Here is a 14,043-nt window from a genome sequence, read left to right as displayed (position 1 = left end):
AACTACCGATTCAGCGTATTACGCGATTGCATCCGGATCGTGCGGTTTGCGTACCGCTCGTACCACCGGGCGCAGCAATTCGGTTGGCGGCGTTTCGCAGCTGATTTTGCGACCCAGCAAGGCTTCGATCGACGGCAGTTGATACGAGTCGTCTTCACCGGCAAAGCTGATGGAAACCCCGCTGGCACCTGCGCGGCCAGTACGGCCAATGCGGTGCACGTAATCGTCCGGCACTTCAGGCAGGGTGAAGTTGATTACGTGGCTGATGCCGTCGATATGAATTCCGCGACCTGCGACGTCGGTGGCCACCAGTACGCGGATCTTGCCTTCACGAAAGCCTTCCAGCGTCTTGATGCGCTTGTGTTGCGGCACGTCGCCCGATAGCTGGGCAGCGTTGATGCCGTCACGTACCAGGCGCTCTTCTATGCGGCGCACTTCGTCCTTGCGGTTGGCGAACACGATGACGCGCTCCCAGCCGTTGTCGTTCACCAGGTTGAACAACAACTTGTATTTGTCGGCACCGGCAACGGCATACACGTGTTGTTCAACCATATCGCTGGCGACGTTGAGCGCTTCGATTTCGACGATGGCAGGGTCGGTAGTCCATTGCTTGGCCAGGTTCATCACGTCCTCGGTAAAGGTCGCGGAAAACAGCAGCGTTTGACGTTCGGCTTTCTGCGGCGTTTGACGAATGATCTGGCGCACTTGCGGAATGAAACCCATATCCAGCATGCGGTCGGCTTCGTCGAGCACCATCACTTCGACCATGTCCAGATGCACTTCGCCGCGCTGGTTGAAGTCCAGCAGACGGCCCGGTGTGGCGACCAGAATGTCGCAATGACGCGCTTCAAGCTGCTTGAGCTGTTTGTCGAAGTCCATACCGCCGACAAACGTCATGACGTTGAGGTCGGTGTATTTGGTCAGGTCGGCCGCGTCCTTGGCGATTTGCACCACCAACTCGCGGGTCGGCGCGATGATCAGTGCGCGTGGCTCACCCATGTAACGCTCTTTGGGCGGCGGGGTCTGGGTCAATTGGCTGATGATCGAGATCAGGAACGCAGCGGTTTTGCCGGTGCCAGTCTGGGCCCGACCAATCGCATCGCGACCGCTCAGGGTGTAGCCCAGCACACCCGCCTGGATCGGCGTGCAATACGGGAAACCGAGGTCTTGAATGGCGTGCATCAGCTCGGGGGCGAGCTTGAAATCGTGAAAGCGGACTTTGCCTTCTTGTGGCTCGACCGCAAAGTCTTCGAGTTTCCAGGGAATGACCGGTGGCTTGGGGGCCACTTCGCGCCGTGGTTTTGCAACTTTAGGCTTTTCGATACGCGGTTGTTCATCCGCGGGCTGTGCGTCAGGAGTGGTCACCGGCGCTGGGGCTGGAGCAGGAGCAGAACGACCAGGCTGTTGCGCGTCGGTTCGCGGGCTGGTGTTGCTCGAAGGTGTAACGGAAGCTGGCGCGAGCGGCTCAGCCTCGCTTTTACCGAATATTTTTTTGAGTGCTTTGAGCACGGTCATCTCATCAGTTGGTTAAGGAGTGTACGCCGGGCAGTGTAATGCAAGTCGGGTGCTCGGCGTAGTGAACGACAGGATGTTTCGGTTTTAGGTCAGACGTTTCGTCAGCCAGGCCCCGATGTCGCGAATTTCCTCGGGTAACACTTCGTGGCCCATTGGGTATTCCTGCCATGTAACTGCTACGCCTGCTGCCTTTAAACGCTCATAAGCCGTACGGCCCATAGCGTTTTGGACTACATCATCGTACTGCCCATGTAGGCACAGGGCCGGGATACGTTGCTGGCTGGCGGACAATGGCAGCACATCGCTGAACGTCGGTGCATAGGTGGAAAGGGCAAGTACGCCACCCAATGGTCCCTGCCATTTCAAATAAGCAGTGTGGAACACCACGGCACCACCCTGGGAGAAACCGGCGAGGAAAATCCGGTTGGCGTCGATACCGCTCTGGCGCTGGGCTTCGATCAATTGAATGACCATGTCAGCCGACTCTTCCAGCTCTTCTTCGCAGATGGAGCGGGCAGGGCTCATGGCCTTGATGTCATACCAACTCGGCATGGCATAACCGCCATTAATGGTCACGGCGCGGGTCGGTGCCTGGGGCAATACAAAGCGTGTAGTCAAAAGCGACTGCTGCAGGATTTCGGCCACCGGCATGAAGTCATAACGGTCGGCACCCAAGCCATGGAGCCAGATAACACAGGCGTCCGCAGTCTTTTGGGGTTGGATAATCAGAGGTTGGGTCATGGCTGCTCCATCGTTGTGCATGTGCGCAAACCGGGTGCGCTACAAAAGTGCTCGATCGGTGAAAAATTACAGAAAATGTCGCTTGCTTGAACGTTTTTTCCAGCATTACGTACTGAACTTACTTAAGCAGCTGGTGTGGTACGCGCTTTGCTATGTGGACAGGGACGTGAATGCGTTCACCTTCGGCGGTAACACTAACAGGCTACTGCCGATGGGGGGACAGCAAAAATCCCGAGGTTGAAGTTAGACAAGGAATTCAACAGCTCAAGTGAGCGCTTCAGTTTGACGGTTCGTGCGATGCACCCATCGCTCAAGACTTATGCCGCTTGACCCAATAAAAGCCAACACGGGTCAACATTGCCTCACAAGGGGGCGGCGGGTCTTGTTCAAACACAATAAAAGCGCAGTACTGGAGGTTTGAATGAAGCAGTTGAAATCCACCCTGGCTCTGGCCACCGCAGCCATCGTGTTGAGTGTCAGTGGCTTTGCCCACGCAGGCGCAACCCTGGACGGCGTCAAAAAGAAAGGCTTTGTGCAGTGTGGCGTCAGCGACGGGTTGCCGGGTTTTTCGGTACCTGACAAAAACGGCAAGATCCTGGGCATTGATGCCGATATTTGCCGCGCAGTGGCCGCAGCGGTATTTGGCGATGCAACCAAGGTCAAGTTCAGCCAGTTGAACGCCAAGGAACGTTTCACCGCGCTGCAGTCAGGCGAAGTTGACGTGCTGTCGCGCAACACCACCTGGACCAGCTCCCGTGACGCGGGCATGGGCATGGTGTTTGCGGGCGTGACCTACTACGACGGTGTTGGCTTTTTGGTCAACAACAAGCTGGGCGTAAAAAGTGCCAAGGAACTGGACGGTGCAACCATCTGTATCCAGGCTGGTACGACTACCGAGCTGAACGTCTCGGATTACTTCCGCGCGAATAATCTGAAGTACACCCCGATCACCTTCGACACCTCTGATGAAAGCGCCAAGTCGCTGGAAAGCGGTCGTTGCGACGTGTTGACCTCCGACAAGTCGCAGTTGTACGCACAGCGCACCAAACTGGCGAACCCAAATGACTACGTGGTATTGCCTGAAACCATCTCCAAGGAGCCTCTGGGCCCTGTAGTGCGTAAAGGCGACGAAGACTGGTTCAGTATTGTGAAGTGGACTCTGTTCGCCATGCTCAATGCAGAAGAAGCAGGTATCACCTCCAAAAACGTCGTGGCTGAAGCCAAGTCGACCAAAAACCCGGATGTTGCCCGCTTGCTGGGTGCTGACGGCGAGTACGGCAAAGACCTGAAACTGCCAAAAGACTGGGTGGTACAGATTGTCAGCCAGGTCGGTAACTACGGCGAAGTCTTCGAGAAAAACCTCGGCAAAAGTACTCCTCTGGCCATCGACCGCGGGCTGAACGCTCTGTGGAATAACGGCGGCATTCAATACGCACCACCCGTGCGCTGATAGCCCTTTCACCCGGTAGGCCAACTGCCGGGTGATGTTGTTTGATCCATTTTTAGGGGCACTTCATGCAAACTAAAGTCGGCGCACCAAAGCCCAGGCTCAGCCTCGGCGATCCGCGTGTGCGTGGGTGGTTATTCCAGATCATCACCGTCGCACTGGTGGTGTTTATGGGCTGGTATCTGTTCAACAACACCCAGACCAACCTCCAGCACCGTGGCATTACTTCAGGTTTTGACTTTCTTCAACGCAGTGCCGGATTTGGCATTGCGCAGCATCTGATTGATTACACCGAGTCCGACAGCTACTCCCGGGTCTTTCTGATCGGTTTGCTCAACACCTTGCTGGTGTCAGTGATCGGTATCGTTCTGGCGACGATTCTCGGTTTTATCGTGGGTATCGCGCGGTTATCGTCGAACTGGATGATCAGCAAACTGGCAACGGTTTACGTCGAGGTCTTTCGCAATATTCCTCCTCTGCTGCAAATTCTGTTCTGGTACTTCGCGGTCTTTCTGACCATGCCGGGGCCACGCAACAGCCACAACTTTGCTGACATTTTCTATATGAGCAGCCGTGGCCTGAACATGCCGGCAGCCGTGGGCACCGAGGCCTTTTGGCCGTTTATGGCCAGTGTGCTGCTGGCGATTGTGGCTGTGGTGCTGATGGTTCGCCGGGCCAACCAGCGCTTCGAAGAGACCGGTGTTCCATTTCACAAGTTTTGGGTCGGGCTGGCACTGATGCTGGTGATTCCGGGCTTGTGCGTGTTGCTGTTTGGCACTCCGGTGCATTGGGAAATGCCGCAACTCAAGGGCTTCAACTTTGTCGGTGGTTGGGTGCTTATCCCTGAGCTGCTGGCGCTGACCATTGCGTTGACGGTGTACACCGCGGCATTCATTGCCGAAATCGTGCGTTCGGGGATCAAGTCGGTCAGCCATGGCCAGACCGAAGCTGCCCGCTCGCTGGGCCTGCGCCCGGGGCCGACATTGCGCAAGGTAATTATCCCGCAAGCACTGCGGGTGATTATTCCGCCGCTGACCAGCCAATACCTGAACCTGGTGAAAAACTCGTCGCTGGCGGCGGGCATCGGATATCCGGAAATGGTTTCACTGTTTGCCGGCACCGTACTTAACCAGACCGGGCAAGCGATTGAGGTCATTGCCATCACCATGAGCGTGTACCTGGCAATCAGCATCAGCATTTCGCTGCTGATGAATTGGTACAACACGCGTATTGCGCTGATCGAGCGATGAGGACGGGACTATGACGACTCATGTTTTTAAACCCGACATGCCACCGCCGGGTAACCGCATCGGTATTGTCGCTTGGGCGCGGGCCAATCTGTTTTCCAGCTGGCTCAACACCTTGCTCACCCTGTTTGCCTTTTACCTTATTTGGCTGATCGTGCCGCCGCTGCTGAGCTGGACGATTCTTGATGCCAATTGGGTCGGTAGCACGCGGGCTGACTGCACCAAGGACGGCGCCTGCTGGGTGTTCATCCAGCAGCGTTTCGGCCAATTCATGTATGGCTATTACCCTACCGAGTTGCGCTGGCGGGTTGATCTGAGTGTGTGGCTGGCCGTGATTGGCGCAGCGCCGCTGTTTATCTCGCGCTTCAAGCACAAGGCAATCTACGGCCTGGGCTTTTTGGTGGTGTACCCGATTCTGGCTTACAGCTTGCTGCACGGCGGTCACTGGGGGCTCACTAACGTGGCTACCAGCCAGTGGGGTGGCCTGATGCTGACGCTGGTTATTGCCACAGTGGGTATTGCTGGCGCCTTGCCATTGGGGATTTTGCTGGCGCTGGGACGACGTTCGGACATGCCGGCCATTCGCGTGGTGTGCGTGACCTTTATCGAGTTCTGGCGTGGCGTACCGTTGATCACCGTACTGTTTATGTCCTCGGTGATGCTGCCGCTGTTTCTGCCTGAGGGCATGAACTTCGACAAGCTGCTGCGGGCCCTGATCGGGGTGATTCTGTTCCAGTCAGCGTATGTGGCTGAGGTGGTGCGCGGCGGTCTGCAAGCGATTCCCAAAGGGCAGTACGAAGCAGCGGCGGCGATGGGCCTGGGCTACTGGCGCAGCATGGGCCTGGTGATCTTGCCGCAAGCTCTGAAGCTGGTGATCCCTGGCATCGTCAACACCTTTATTGCCCTGTTCAAGGACACCAGCCTGGTGATCATCATCGGCCTGTTCGACCTGCTCAACAGCGTCAAGCAAGCGGCTGCCGACCCGACCTGGCTGGGCATGGCGACCGAAGGCTATGTGTTTGCAGCGTTGGTGTTCTGGATTTTCTGTTTTGGTATGTCCCGCTACTCCATGCATCTGGAGCACAAGCTGGACACTGGCCATAAGCGTTAGGTAGGAGTGCGACATGAGTGAAGCAATCAAAAAAACCGCGAGCGCTGAAGGCATTATTCAGATGCAGGGCGTTAACAAGTGGTATGGCCAGTTCCACGTACTCAAGGACATCAACCTCAATGTGCAGCCGGGCGAGCGCATTGTGTTGTGCGGGCCATCGGGGTCGGGCAAGTCAACGACCATCCGCTGCCTCAATCGCCTCGAAGAGCACCAGCAGGGGCGCATCGTGGTCGATGGTGTAGAACTGACCAATGACATCAAGCAGATCGAATCGGTACGCCGCGAAGTGGGCATGGTGTTCCAGCATTTCAACCTTTTTCCGCATTTGACCATCCTGCAGAACTGCACGCTGGCACCGATGTGGGTGCGCAAGATGCCCAAGCGAAAGGCTGAAGAAATCGCCATGCATTATCTGGAACGGGTGCGTATTCCGGAGCAGGCGCACAAGTACCCGGGTCAGTTGTCGGGTGGCCAGCAACAGCGGGTGGCGATTGCCCGGGCGCTATGCATGAAGCCAAAAATCATGCTGTTCGATGAGCCGACTTCAGCGCTCGACCCGGAGATGGTCAAAGAGGTATTGGACACCATGATCGGTCTGGCAGAAGACGGTATGACCATGCTCTGCGTGACCCACGAAATGGGCTTTGCCCGCACCGTGGCTAACCGGGTGATCTTTATGGACAAGGGTGAAATCGTAGAAGAGGCCGCGCCGAATGACTTCTTCGACAACCCGCAAAATGACCGGACAAAACTGTTTCTGAATCAGATTCTGCATTGATTCAACAGCACCTGTAGGCGCTGCTGCAGGCTGCGATCGAGCCCGAAGGGTTTGCGGTGTTGAAGGGCGAAGGCCCTTCGGGCCTTATCGCAGCCTACGGCAGCGGCTACAGGCTTATTTATGGCGCTGCTGCTCTTTTTGCACCAGCAGCGCATTGATGTCAGCACACGCGTTGATTGCAGGCAGTTCCTGAACCAGTTCGGGATGGCGATCGAGTAAACGCATCAGCACAAACAATGGTTTTGGAGGCTCAACCTCGGCCCGCTCATAACGGCTGAACGCATTGTGGCCGCCCCCTGACAGCAACTGCACGGCACTCTTCTGGGTGAAGTGCAGTTTGCGCCGGATTCGCTTCATCTCTTCTGCCATTACCCGTTTGGCATCTTCAATCAGTTCGTCACCCGCCTGGGCATAACGCTCGGCGCTGGGAGCGTCGAATTCGATCTCAGCGCATTCCGTGCATTCGTAGCCGGCCAGGTTGTGCACCATCCGGTTCAACTGCTTGAAGTCCACATTGAAGCTGCGCCCTTTGAACGCTTGCATCACATCGCCGGCACCGCAGGTGTAGCAGTCATGTTTTTTCATAGGTCTTTTTCCTTGAAAGCGATGACTGGCGGCCCTCCACTTGGGCGATAAGTCACCTTGATGTAGATGGCCAAACCGTAGGCCTGTGCGTGATAGACGTCCTGCCAGACCTTGTGGTCGGCGTGGGTCGACATCGACTTGTAAAGTGATCTGCGCTCTAAAGTGGCAATGACCCGCTGCATTTGCGCGAGGGTAAGGCCCATGGTTCGTCCGCCATCCAATGCGCTTTTGGTAAACGCTACAGCGCCAAGCCGTCGAACATCGGCTTGAATCAACGGCAGGTTGTAGTGAGGTGTTTTCTTTTCCATAAGAGGCAGCCTCGATACGATTTAAATTACCCTTAAAGGGTTTTTTGTTCAATAGTTAGTGATCGTTTTTTGCGGCCTTTAAGCTGTAGTTGATTGCCCAACTGGATGTGTCTGGATAGGATGTAGGGAAATTCATCCTATGATTGGATGAAAAGGCGAATTCAATGACAGACGCTTCTCCGCTGATAAAACGTTCCCTGGTTGATCAGGCCCTTGAGCAACTGCGAACACGCATAAACAACGGCACCTGGGAGGTGGGGCAGCGCTTGCCGACCGAACCCGAGCTGGCGACGCAGCTGAACATCAGCCGTAACACTGTGCGTGAAGCGATGCGCGTGCTGGCGTTTGCCGGGTTGATTGAAATCCGTCAGGGCGACGGCAGTTACCTGCGTGGGCGCGTCGACCCGATGGACACGCTGCGTGCGTTGTCATCGTGCTCGATGGAGCAGGGCCGGGAGATGCGGCAAATCCTTGAAGTCGAAGCGGTTGGCCTGGCGGCCTTGCGTCGCACCGATGAGGACTTGCGGCTGTTGCATCAGGCACTCAATGCCAGTGGCCAGCATTACCACGGCGAACTCGATACCTATATCTGCTGCGACCTGGTGTTTCACCAGCGGCTGATTGATGCCGCGCACAACCCTGCCTTGAGCGAGTTGTACCGCTACACCTCGAGCGTCGTGACCAATCATTTACGCAAGACGATGGATATTCATCCGCGGCGTCAGTTGGTGTTTGACCTGCATGTCGAGTTACTGGAAGCCGTAGAACAACAAAACCCGCAACGAGCCATGGCGCTGTGCCGGACGTTGATCAATGAACCCTGAGCCGGAGCAAGCCATGAGTCCCCCCTCGTCAATCGCCAATGCCAGCGTTGAGCCCGCTCGTCATCTGGATGAGCTGGAAGAGTTACTGATCGACGCCGAAATTGACGATGAGCAGGTGCAACACACGCCACCCGTCGTGCTGCGCCCCTGGATGCTGCTGTTGGGGTTGGTGCTGGTGGCGCTGAACCTGCGTCCGGCGTTGTCGAGCATGGCGCCATTGCTTGGCGAGGTCTCGGACAGTCTTGGTTTGTCGGCAGCGAAGGCAGGCTTGTTGACCACGTTACCGGTGCTTTGCCTGGGGCTGTTCGCGCCTTTGGCGCCGATCCTGGCCCGACGTTTCGGGACGGAACGGGTGGTGCTGGGGATTCTTTTTACGCTGGGTGGCGGCATTGTCTTGCGCAGTTGCCTGGGTGAGGTCGGGCTTTTTGCCGGGAGTATTTTGGCCGGAGCCAGTATCGGAGTAATTGGCGTACTGCTGCCTGGCATTATCAAGCGTGATTTCGCCGGGCATGCCGGGACCATGACCGGGGTTTACACCATGGCCCTGTGCTTGGGCGCGGCACTGGCGGCGGGCGCGACGGTGCCCCTTAGTGAGTCGCTGGGCCAGAGCTGGGCCATGGGACTTGGGTTTTGGGCATTACCCGCACTGTTAGCAGCCATTTTTTGGTTGCCCCAAGTGGGCAAACGTCAGGGCTCACACAACGTTGCTTATCGCGTGCGCGGCTTGCTGCGTGATCCATTGGCCTGGCAAGTGACGCTCTATATGGGGCTGCAATCCTCGTTGTCTTACATCGTTTTTGGCTGGTTGCCCTCAATTCTGATTGGTCGCGGTTTGACCCCAACCCAGGCAGGGCTGGTGATGTCCGGCTCGGTCATCGTGCAATTGATCACGGCATTGAGCGCCCCGTGGCTGGCAACGCGGGGTAAAGATCAACGGCTGGCAATTGTGCTGGTAATGGCGATGACCCTGGCCGGTCTGTTCGGTTGTCTTTATGCCCCCATCGAAGGTTTGTGGGGTTGGGCGATTGTGCTTGGCCTGGGGCAGGGTGGTACGTTCAGTTTGGCCTTGACCATGATAGTGCTGCGCTCGCGGGACGCTCATGTCGCGGCCAACCTGTCGGGCATGGCCCAGGGCATTGGTTATACCGTGGCTTCGATGGGGCCGTTGGCCGTCGGTGTAGTGCATGAATTGACCGGTGGCTGGAATGCGGTGGGCTGGATTTTCGCGGTCATCGGCCTGGGCGCCATTATCGCCGGGCTCGGTGCTGGCCGATCCTTGTACGTGAATGTGCAGAGCGAGAAAGTCTGAGGCCCATAGTGTTTCTGTTCATGGCAGATTATCGTGTTCGGATTCCTGACCCGCACGGACCCTGCCATGAGCCAAGACCATCAAGCTTTGATTACGCGCTTTTATCAGGCCTTCCAGCAGCTTGATGTGCAAGCCATGGCCGCCTGTTATACCGACGATGTGCTGTTCAGCGATCCGGTGTTTGGCGAACTGCGTGGACAGAGTGCCGCTGACATGTGGCGCATGCTGACTTCGCGGGCCAAGGACTTCAGCCTGACTTTCGATCAAGTTCAGGCCGACGGGCAGCGCGGCAGTGCGCACTGGGTGGCAACCTATGTGTTCAGCCAGACCGGGGCTACGGTGGTCAATGATATTCAGGCGCGCTTTGTGTTTCGCGACGGCAAGATCTGCGAGCACCACGATCACTTTGACCTCTGGCGCTGGTCGCGTCAGGCGTTGGGTACAAAGGGCTTGTTGTTGGGGTGGACGCCGCTGGTGAAAAACGCCATCCGGGCTCAGGCCCAAAAAGGGCTCAAGGCCTTTCAGGTTAGCCGTTGAAGGTGAGCGCAAAACCCTGGTTTGTTTATCTGGTGCGGGCTGCCAATGGCTCGCTGTATTGCGGTATTAGCGATGACCCGGTGCGCCGCTTTGCCCAGCATCAAAGCGGTAAGGGCGCGCGCTTTTTTGCTTCAAGCCCGGCCGTGGCTTTGGTGTATGTCGAGACTTGGCCCGATAAAGGCGAAGCCTTGCGCCAGGAACGGCTGATCAAAAAGCTCAGGAAAAGCGCCAAGGAATGTTTGGTGCAAAGCCAGGCAGAGACGGTTTTGACCTGTAGCCGCTGACGAGGAACGAAGGCTGCGATCGATCGCAGCCTTCGTTCCTCGTCAGCGGCTACAGCAAGAGTGGTGTGATGTTATTTCAACGCCGCCAGTATCGCATCCGGTTTGAAGTCCCTGAGTAGCGTGCCGTTCACGTCCAGTATCGGAATTCCGCGTCCACCCAGGGCCTCGTAGGCTTGACGGGCAGCCGGGTCTTTCTCGATATCAAACTCCTTGAACGGAATGCCTTTTTCATCCAGAAACCGCCGCGTGGCCTTGCAGTAGCCGCACCACTCGGTGGAATACAGCACCACCCGGGCGTTGGCCCTGGTCTGTTCAGGCACGACCCCCGAGGGGTTGAGCATGCGCTCGATCTTGCCCCAGTTCTGGAAAATGACCACCACCACCAGAACAAACAGGACCTTCTTCAAAATACCGTTGAGCATTACTTGCTGCGCTTGAGCTGGTCGAGCAGTTGGGTCGGCAGGCCCTTGATCACCAGCGTGCCGGCTTCTTCGTCGAATTCGATCTTGGAACCCAGCAGGTGGGCCTCAAAGCTGATAGACAGCCCCTCAGCGCGCCCGGTGAAGCGGCGGAACTGGTTAAGGGTGCGTTTATCTGCCGGAATCTCTGGCGACAGGCCGTAGTCCTTGTTGCGGATATGGTCGTAGAACGCTTTCGGACGCTCTTCGTCGATCAGCTCCGATAACTCGGCCAGGCCCATGGGCTCGCCGATTTTGGCCTGGCTGCTGGCGTAATCGACCAGGGTCTTGGTTTTTTCGCGGGCGGACTCTTCGGGCAAGTCCTCGCTTTCTACGAAGTCGCTGAAGGCCTTGAGCAGGGTGCGGGTTTCGCCCGGGCCGTCGACGCCTTCCTGGCAGCCGATGAAGTCGCGGAAGTACTCCGACACCTTCTTGCCGTTTTTGCCTTTGATAAACGAAATGTACTGCTTGGACTGCTTGTTGTTTTGCCACTCGGAAATGTTGATCCGCGCGGCCAGATGCAGTTGGCCAAGGTCCAGATGGCGCGAAGGCGTCACGTCCAGTTCCGAGGTCACCGCCACGCCTTCGCTGTGGTGCAGCAGGGCGATGACCAGATAGTCGGTCATGCCTTGCTGGTAATGGGCAAACAGTACGTGGCCACCGGCTGAGAGGTTGGACTCCTCCATCAGCTTTTGCAGGTGCTCGACTGCAATGCGGCTCAAAGCGGTGAAATCTTTACCGCCATCGAGGTACTCCTTGAGCCAGCCGCTGAACGGATGCGCGCCGGACTCTGCATGGAAAAAGCCCCAGGCTTTACCTTGCTTGGCGTTATAGCTTTCGTTGAGGTCAGCGAGCATGTTCTCGATGGCTTGAGACGCGGCCAGTTCAGAGTCACGGGCGTGGAGAACTGCGGGCGTACCGTCGGGTTTTTTGTCAATTAAATGGACGATGCAATGACGGATCGGCATGGGCTTCTCGGCGAGTAATGAGAGGACAGGGGGCGTACCCCGCAAAGACGCCAAGTGTACCGCACCTGAGCGATAGGTCGGGGTTTGGGGGGCTTGAGACTGCTTCAGACGGTTTTTTTACGGTTTTAAGGCGATAAAGCTGACCAAAAGCCCAGGTAGAGGCGGATATTTCACCGTCTCTGTGCTAGTTTTGCCCGGTCTTGCGCTCGGAAACGGCGTAAAGCGTGCATTCAGCATGTGTCAGGTCGAACCAAACCCCGTTTTTGCTATCTACATACGCGATTCGTCGTGAAAGCTGGCGGGTGTGCCAGACCCTTGAGATCTGGCTCGATGGCTGACATTGCACTCTGCAAACCAAATGAATTTGATAGGGAAGGAACATCTCAATGGCTATTACTAAAGACCAACTGATCGCCGATATCGCTGAAGCTATCGACGCGCCAAAAACTACCGCGCGTAACGCTCTGGACCAACTGGCTCAGATCGTTGCTGATCAATTGGAAAATGGCGGCGAAATCACTCTGCCAGGTATTGGCAAACTGAAAGTGACCGAGCGTCCTGCCCGTACTGGCCGTAACCCTTCGACTGGCGCTGCCATCGAAATCGCAGCCAAAAAAGTTATCAAGCTCGTTGTGGCCAAAGGCCTGACTGACGCTGTTAACAAGTAAGTATTAAAAAAGCCGCGCCCGGACAAGTCCGGGCGCGGCTTTTTTATGGGCGCAAATCCTGTAGCCGCTGACGGGGTACGAGGCTGCGATGGGCTGCGAGGCAGCCCCGCTTTTTGAAGGCCCTTCAGGCCTTATCGCAGCCCGCAGCAGCGGCTACAGGCTTATGCACTTACTTCCAGTTCTTTTCACGCCACATCTGCTGCTGCTCTTTGTCGTGGAAGGTCCAGGCCACAAAGCGGCTTTGCTTGTTGCCCTGGGACATGTCCACCACTTGGCTTTCGCGCGCACCGGCTTTTTTCAGCGCAGTCTGGATGGCCGGCAAGTTCGATGCCTTGGATACCAAAACGCTGAACCACAGAATTTGTCGACCCACCTGGATGCTTTCGCGGATCAGTTGCGTGACAAAGCGCTGTTCGCCGCCTTCGCACCACAACTCGGCCGCCTGGCCACCAAAGTTCAGAACCGGCAGCTTGCGCTTTGGATCCGCCTTGCCCAATGCGCGCCATTTACGCTCACTGCCGCGCGTCGCTTCATCCAGGGATGCGTGGAACGGCGGGTTACACATGGTCAGGTCGAAGCGTTCGCTGCTTTCCAGCAGGTCCAGCAGGATTTTCTGCGGGTTGGGTTGCAGACGCAGGCTGATGGCTTTGTTCAGGCCGTTGGACTGCACGATTGCCTTGGCCGCTTTGACGGCTGTTGGGTCGACTTCGGTGCCCAGGAACTGCCAGCGGTATTCGCTATGGCCGATCAGCGGGTAGACGCAGTTGGCGCCCATGCCGATGTCCAGAACGCGAACGTTTTGCCCGCGCGGGATTTCGCCGTCGTTCATGCTGGCCAGCAGGTCAGCCAGGAAGTGCACGTAGTCAGCACGACCCGGGACAGGCGGGCACAGGTAGTCGGCCGGGATATCCCAGTGAGCAATGCCGTAGAACGCCTTGAGCAGGGCACGGTTGAATACGCGCACGGCAGTCGGGTTGGCGAAGTCGATGCTCTCTTTGCCGTACGGGTTGATGATCACGAACTCGGCCAGCTCCGGACATACCGAAATCAGCTGAGGGAAGTCGTAGCGGCCCTGATGGCGGTTGCGCGGGTGCAGGCTGGGTTTGACCCGTGGCTCGACCGGCTTGGCATCGCTGGCAGCCTTGGGCTTGTGGCGTGTGGCTTTGGAAGTACGTGGGGTAGTCATGTTCAATTCATTCCACAAAAGCAATCGCGGGCAAGCCCGTTCCTGCAGAGTTAAACCCTGCGGGAGCGGCCTTGCCC

The 14,043-nt window shown here is 57.0% G+C and carries 16 protein-coding genes; 9 read left to right on the top strand and 7 right to left on the bottom strand.

Going from position 1 to position 14,043, the window contains the following annotated elements; all coding sequences use genetic code 11:
• Positions 1-18: 18 nt before the first annotated feature.
• Both rhlB and N7D90_RS19610 read right to left on the bottom strand, forming a co-directional pair.
• Positions 19-1,515 carry an ATP-dependent RNA helicase RhlB gene (rhlB, locus tag N7D90_RS19615; protein WP_261739548.1) on the bottom strand — a complete coding sequence of 499 codons (1,497 nt, stop codon included), beginning with the start codon at positions 1,513-1,515 and terminating at the stop codon, positions 19-21.
• Positions 1,516-1,599: 84 nt separating this feature from the next.
• Positions 1,600-2,256 carry an alpha/beta hydrolase gene (locus N7D90_RS19610; protein ID WP_261739547.1) on the bottom strand — a complete coding sequence of 219 codons (657 nt, stop codon included), beginning with the start codon at positions 2,254-2,256 and terminating at the stop codon, positions 1,600-1,602.
• 421 nt (positions 2,257-2,677) lie between these two features.
• On the opposite strand from N7D90_RS19610, the gene N7D90_RS19605 reads away from it, so the two are divergent.
• From N7D90_RS19605 to N7D90_RS19590, 4 genes are all read left to right on the top strand, one after another.
• Positions 2,678-3,706, top strand: a complete 1,029-nt coding sequence (locus N7D90_RS19605) for an amino acid ABC transporter substrate-binding protein (protein WP_261739546.1) — start codon at positions 2,678-2,680, stop codon at positions 3,704-3,706.
• Positions 3,707-3,771: 65 nt separating this feature from the next.
• Complete coding sequence (locus N7D90_RS19600; protein WP_261739545.1) at positions 3,772-4,953, top strand: amino acid ABC transporter permease; 1,182 nt, start codon at positions 3,772-3,774, stop codon at positions 4,951-4,953.
• A 10-nt stretch (positions 4,954-4,963) separates the two neighbouring features.
• Positions 4,964-6,061: an amino acid ABC transporter permease gene (locus N7D90_RS19595; RefSeq protein ID WP_261739544.1), complete on the top strand. Its 1,098-nt coding sequence runs from the start codon at positions 4,964-4,966 to the stop codon at positions 6,059-6,061.
• Between the two features lie 13 nt (positions 6,062-6,074).
• Positions 6,075-6,839: an amino acid ABC transporter ATP-binding protein gene (locus N7D90_RS19590; protein WP_261739543.1), complete on the top strand. Its 765-nt coding sequence runs from the start codon at positions 6,075-6,077 to the stop codon at positions 6,837-6,839.
• A 114-nt stretch (positions 6,840-6,953) separates the two neighbouring features.
• Here the strand turns inward: N7D90_RS19590 and N7D90_RS19585 are convergent, their stop codons facing one another.
• Together N7D90_RS19585 and N7D90_RS19580 are read right to left on the bottom strand one after the other, a co-directional pair.
• Positions 6,954-7,424, bottom strand: a complete 471-nt coding sequence (locus tag N7D90_RS19585) for a type II toxin-antitoxin system MqsA family antitoxin (protein ID WP_261739542.1) — start codon at positions 7,422-7,424, stop codon at positions 6,954-6,956.
• Positions 7,421-7,732: a type II toxin-antitoxin system MqsR family toxin gene (locus tag N7D90_RS19580; RefSeq protein WP_261739541.1), complete on the bottom strand. Its 312-nt coding sequence runs from the start codon at positions 7,730-7,732 to the stop codon at positions 7,421-7,423. The genes N7D90_RS19585 and N7D90_RS19580 overlap by 4 nt, the downstream gene beginning before the upstream one ends.
• A gap of 164 nt (positions 7,733-7,896) precedes the next feature.
• Between N7D90_RS19580 and N7D90_RS19575 the strand changes: the two genes are divergently transcribed.
• The 4 genes from N7D90_RS19575 (at position 7,897) to N7D90_RS19560 (ending at position 10,686) form a co-directional block, all read left to right on the top strand.
• A complete protein-coding gene (locus tag N7D90_RS19575; RefSeq protein WP_261739540.1) occupies positions 7,897-8,556 on the top strand; it encodes a FadR/GntR family transcriptional regulator in 660 nt (219 codons plus the stop codon).
• Positions 8,546-9,865 carry a CynX/NimT family MFS transporter gene (locus N7D90_RS19570; RefSeq protein WP_261739539.1) on the top strand — a complete coding sequence of 440 codons (1,320 nt, stop codon included), beginning with the start codon at positions 8,546-8,548 and terminating at the stop codon, positions 9,863-9,865. The genes N7D90_RS19575 and N7D90_RS19570 overlap by 11 nt, the downstream gene beginning before the upstream one ends.
• 66 nt (positions 9,866-9,931) lie before the next feature.
• The gene (locus N7D90_RS19565; RefSeq protein WP_261739538.1) at positions 9,932-10,402 is read left to right on the top strand and encodes a nuclear transport factor 2 family protein; all 471 of its coding nucleotides are present in this window, start codon (positions 9,932-9,934) and stop codon (positions 10,400-10,402) included.
• Positions 10,399-10,686, top strand: coding sequence for a GIY-YIG nuclease family protein (locus tag N7D90_RS19560; protein WP_261739537.1), 288 nt, complete (start codon positions 10,399-10,401; stop codon positions 10,684-10,686). The genes N7D90_RS19565 and N7D90_RS19560 overlap by 4 nt, the downstream gene beginning before the upstream one ends.
• Positions 10,687-10,757: 71 nt before the next feature.
• Here N7D90_RS19560 and N7D90_RS19555 read toward each other — a convergent pair whose 3' ends face one another.
• Both N7D90_RS19555 and yejK read right to left on the bottom strand, forming a co-directional pair.
• Positions 10,758-11,108 carry a glutaredoxin family protein gene (locus N7D90_RS19555; RefSeq protein WP_261739536.1) on the bottom strand — a complete coding sequence of 117 codons (351 nt, stop codon included), beginning with the start codon at positions 11,106-11,108 and terminating at the stop codon, positions 10,758-10,760.
• Positions 11,108-12,112, bottom strand: a complete 1,005-nt coding sequence (gene yejK / locus N7D90_RS19550; RefSeq protein WP_261739535.1) for a nucleoid-associated protein YejK — start codon at positions 12,110-12,112, stop codon at positions 11,108-11,110. Before yejK ends, N7D90_RS19555 begins: the two co-directional genes overlap by 1 nt.
• Positions 12,113-12,498: 386 nt before the next feature.
• Here yejK and N7D90_RS19545 point away from each other — a divergent pair, with 386 nt between their 5' ends.
• Positions 12,499-12,780 carry an HU family DNA-binding protein gene (locus N7D90_RS19545; protein ID WP_003440137.1) on the top strand — a complete coding sequence of 94 codons (282 nt, stop codon included), beginning with the start codon at positions 12,499-12,501 and terminating at the stop codon, positions 12,778-12,780.
• Between the two features lie 169 nt (positions 12,781-12,949).
• Here the strand turns inward: N7D90_RS19545 and rlmF are convergent, their stop codons facing one another.
• On the bottom strand, positions 12,950-13,966 hold the full coding sequence (gene rlmF, locus N7D90_RS19540) for a 23S rRNA (adenine(1618)-N(6))-methyltransferase RlmF (protein WP_261739534.1): 1,017 nt from the start codon (positions 13,964-13,966) through the stop codon (positions 12,950-12,952).
• Positions 13,967-14,043 lie beyond the last annotated feature (77 nt).

The organism is Pseudomonas fragi (assembly GCF_025426255.1).
GTDB lineage: Bacteria > Pseudomonadota > Gammaproteobacteria > Pseudomonadales > Pseudomonadaceae > Aquipseudomonas > Aquipseudomonas kulmbachensis.
This window is presented reverse-complemented; position numbering and strand designations above follow the sequence as displayed.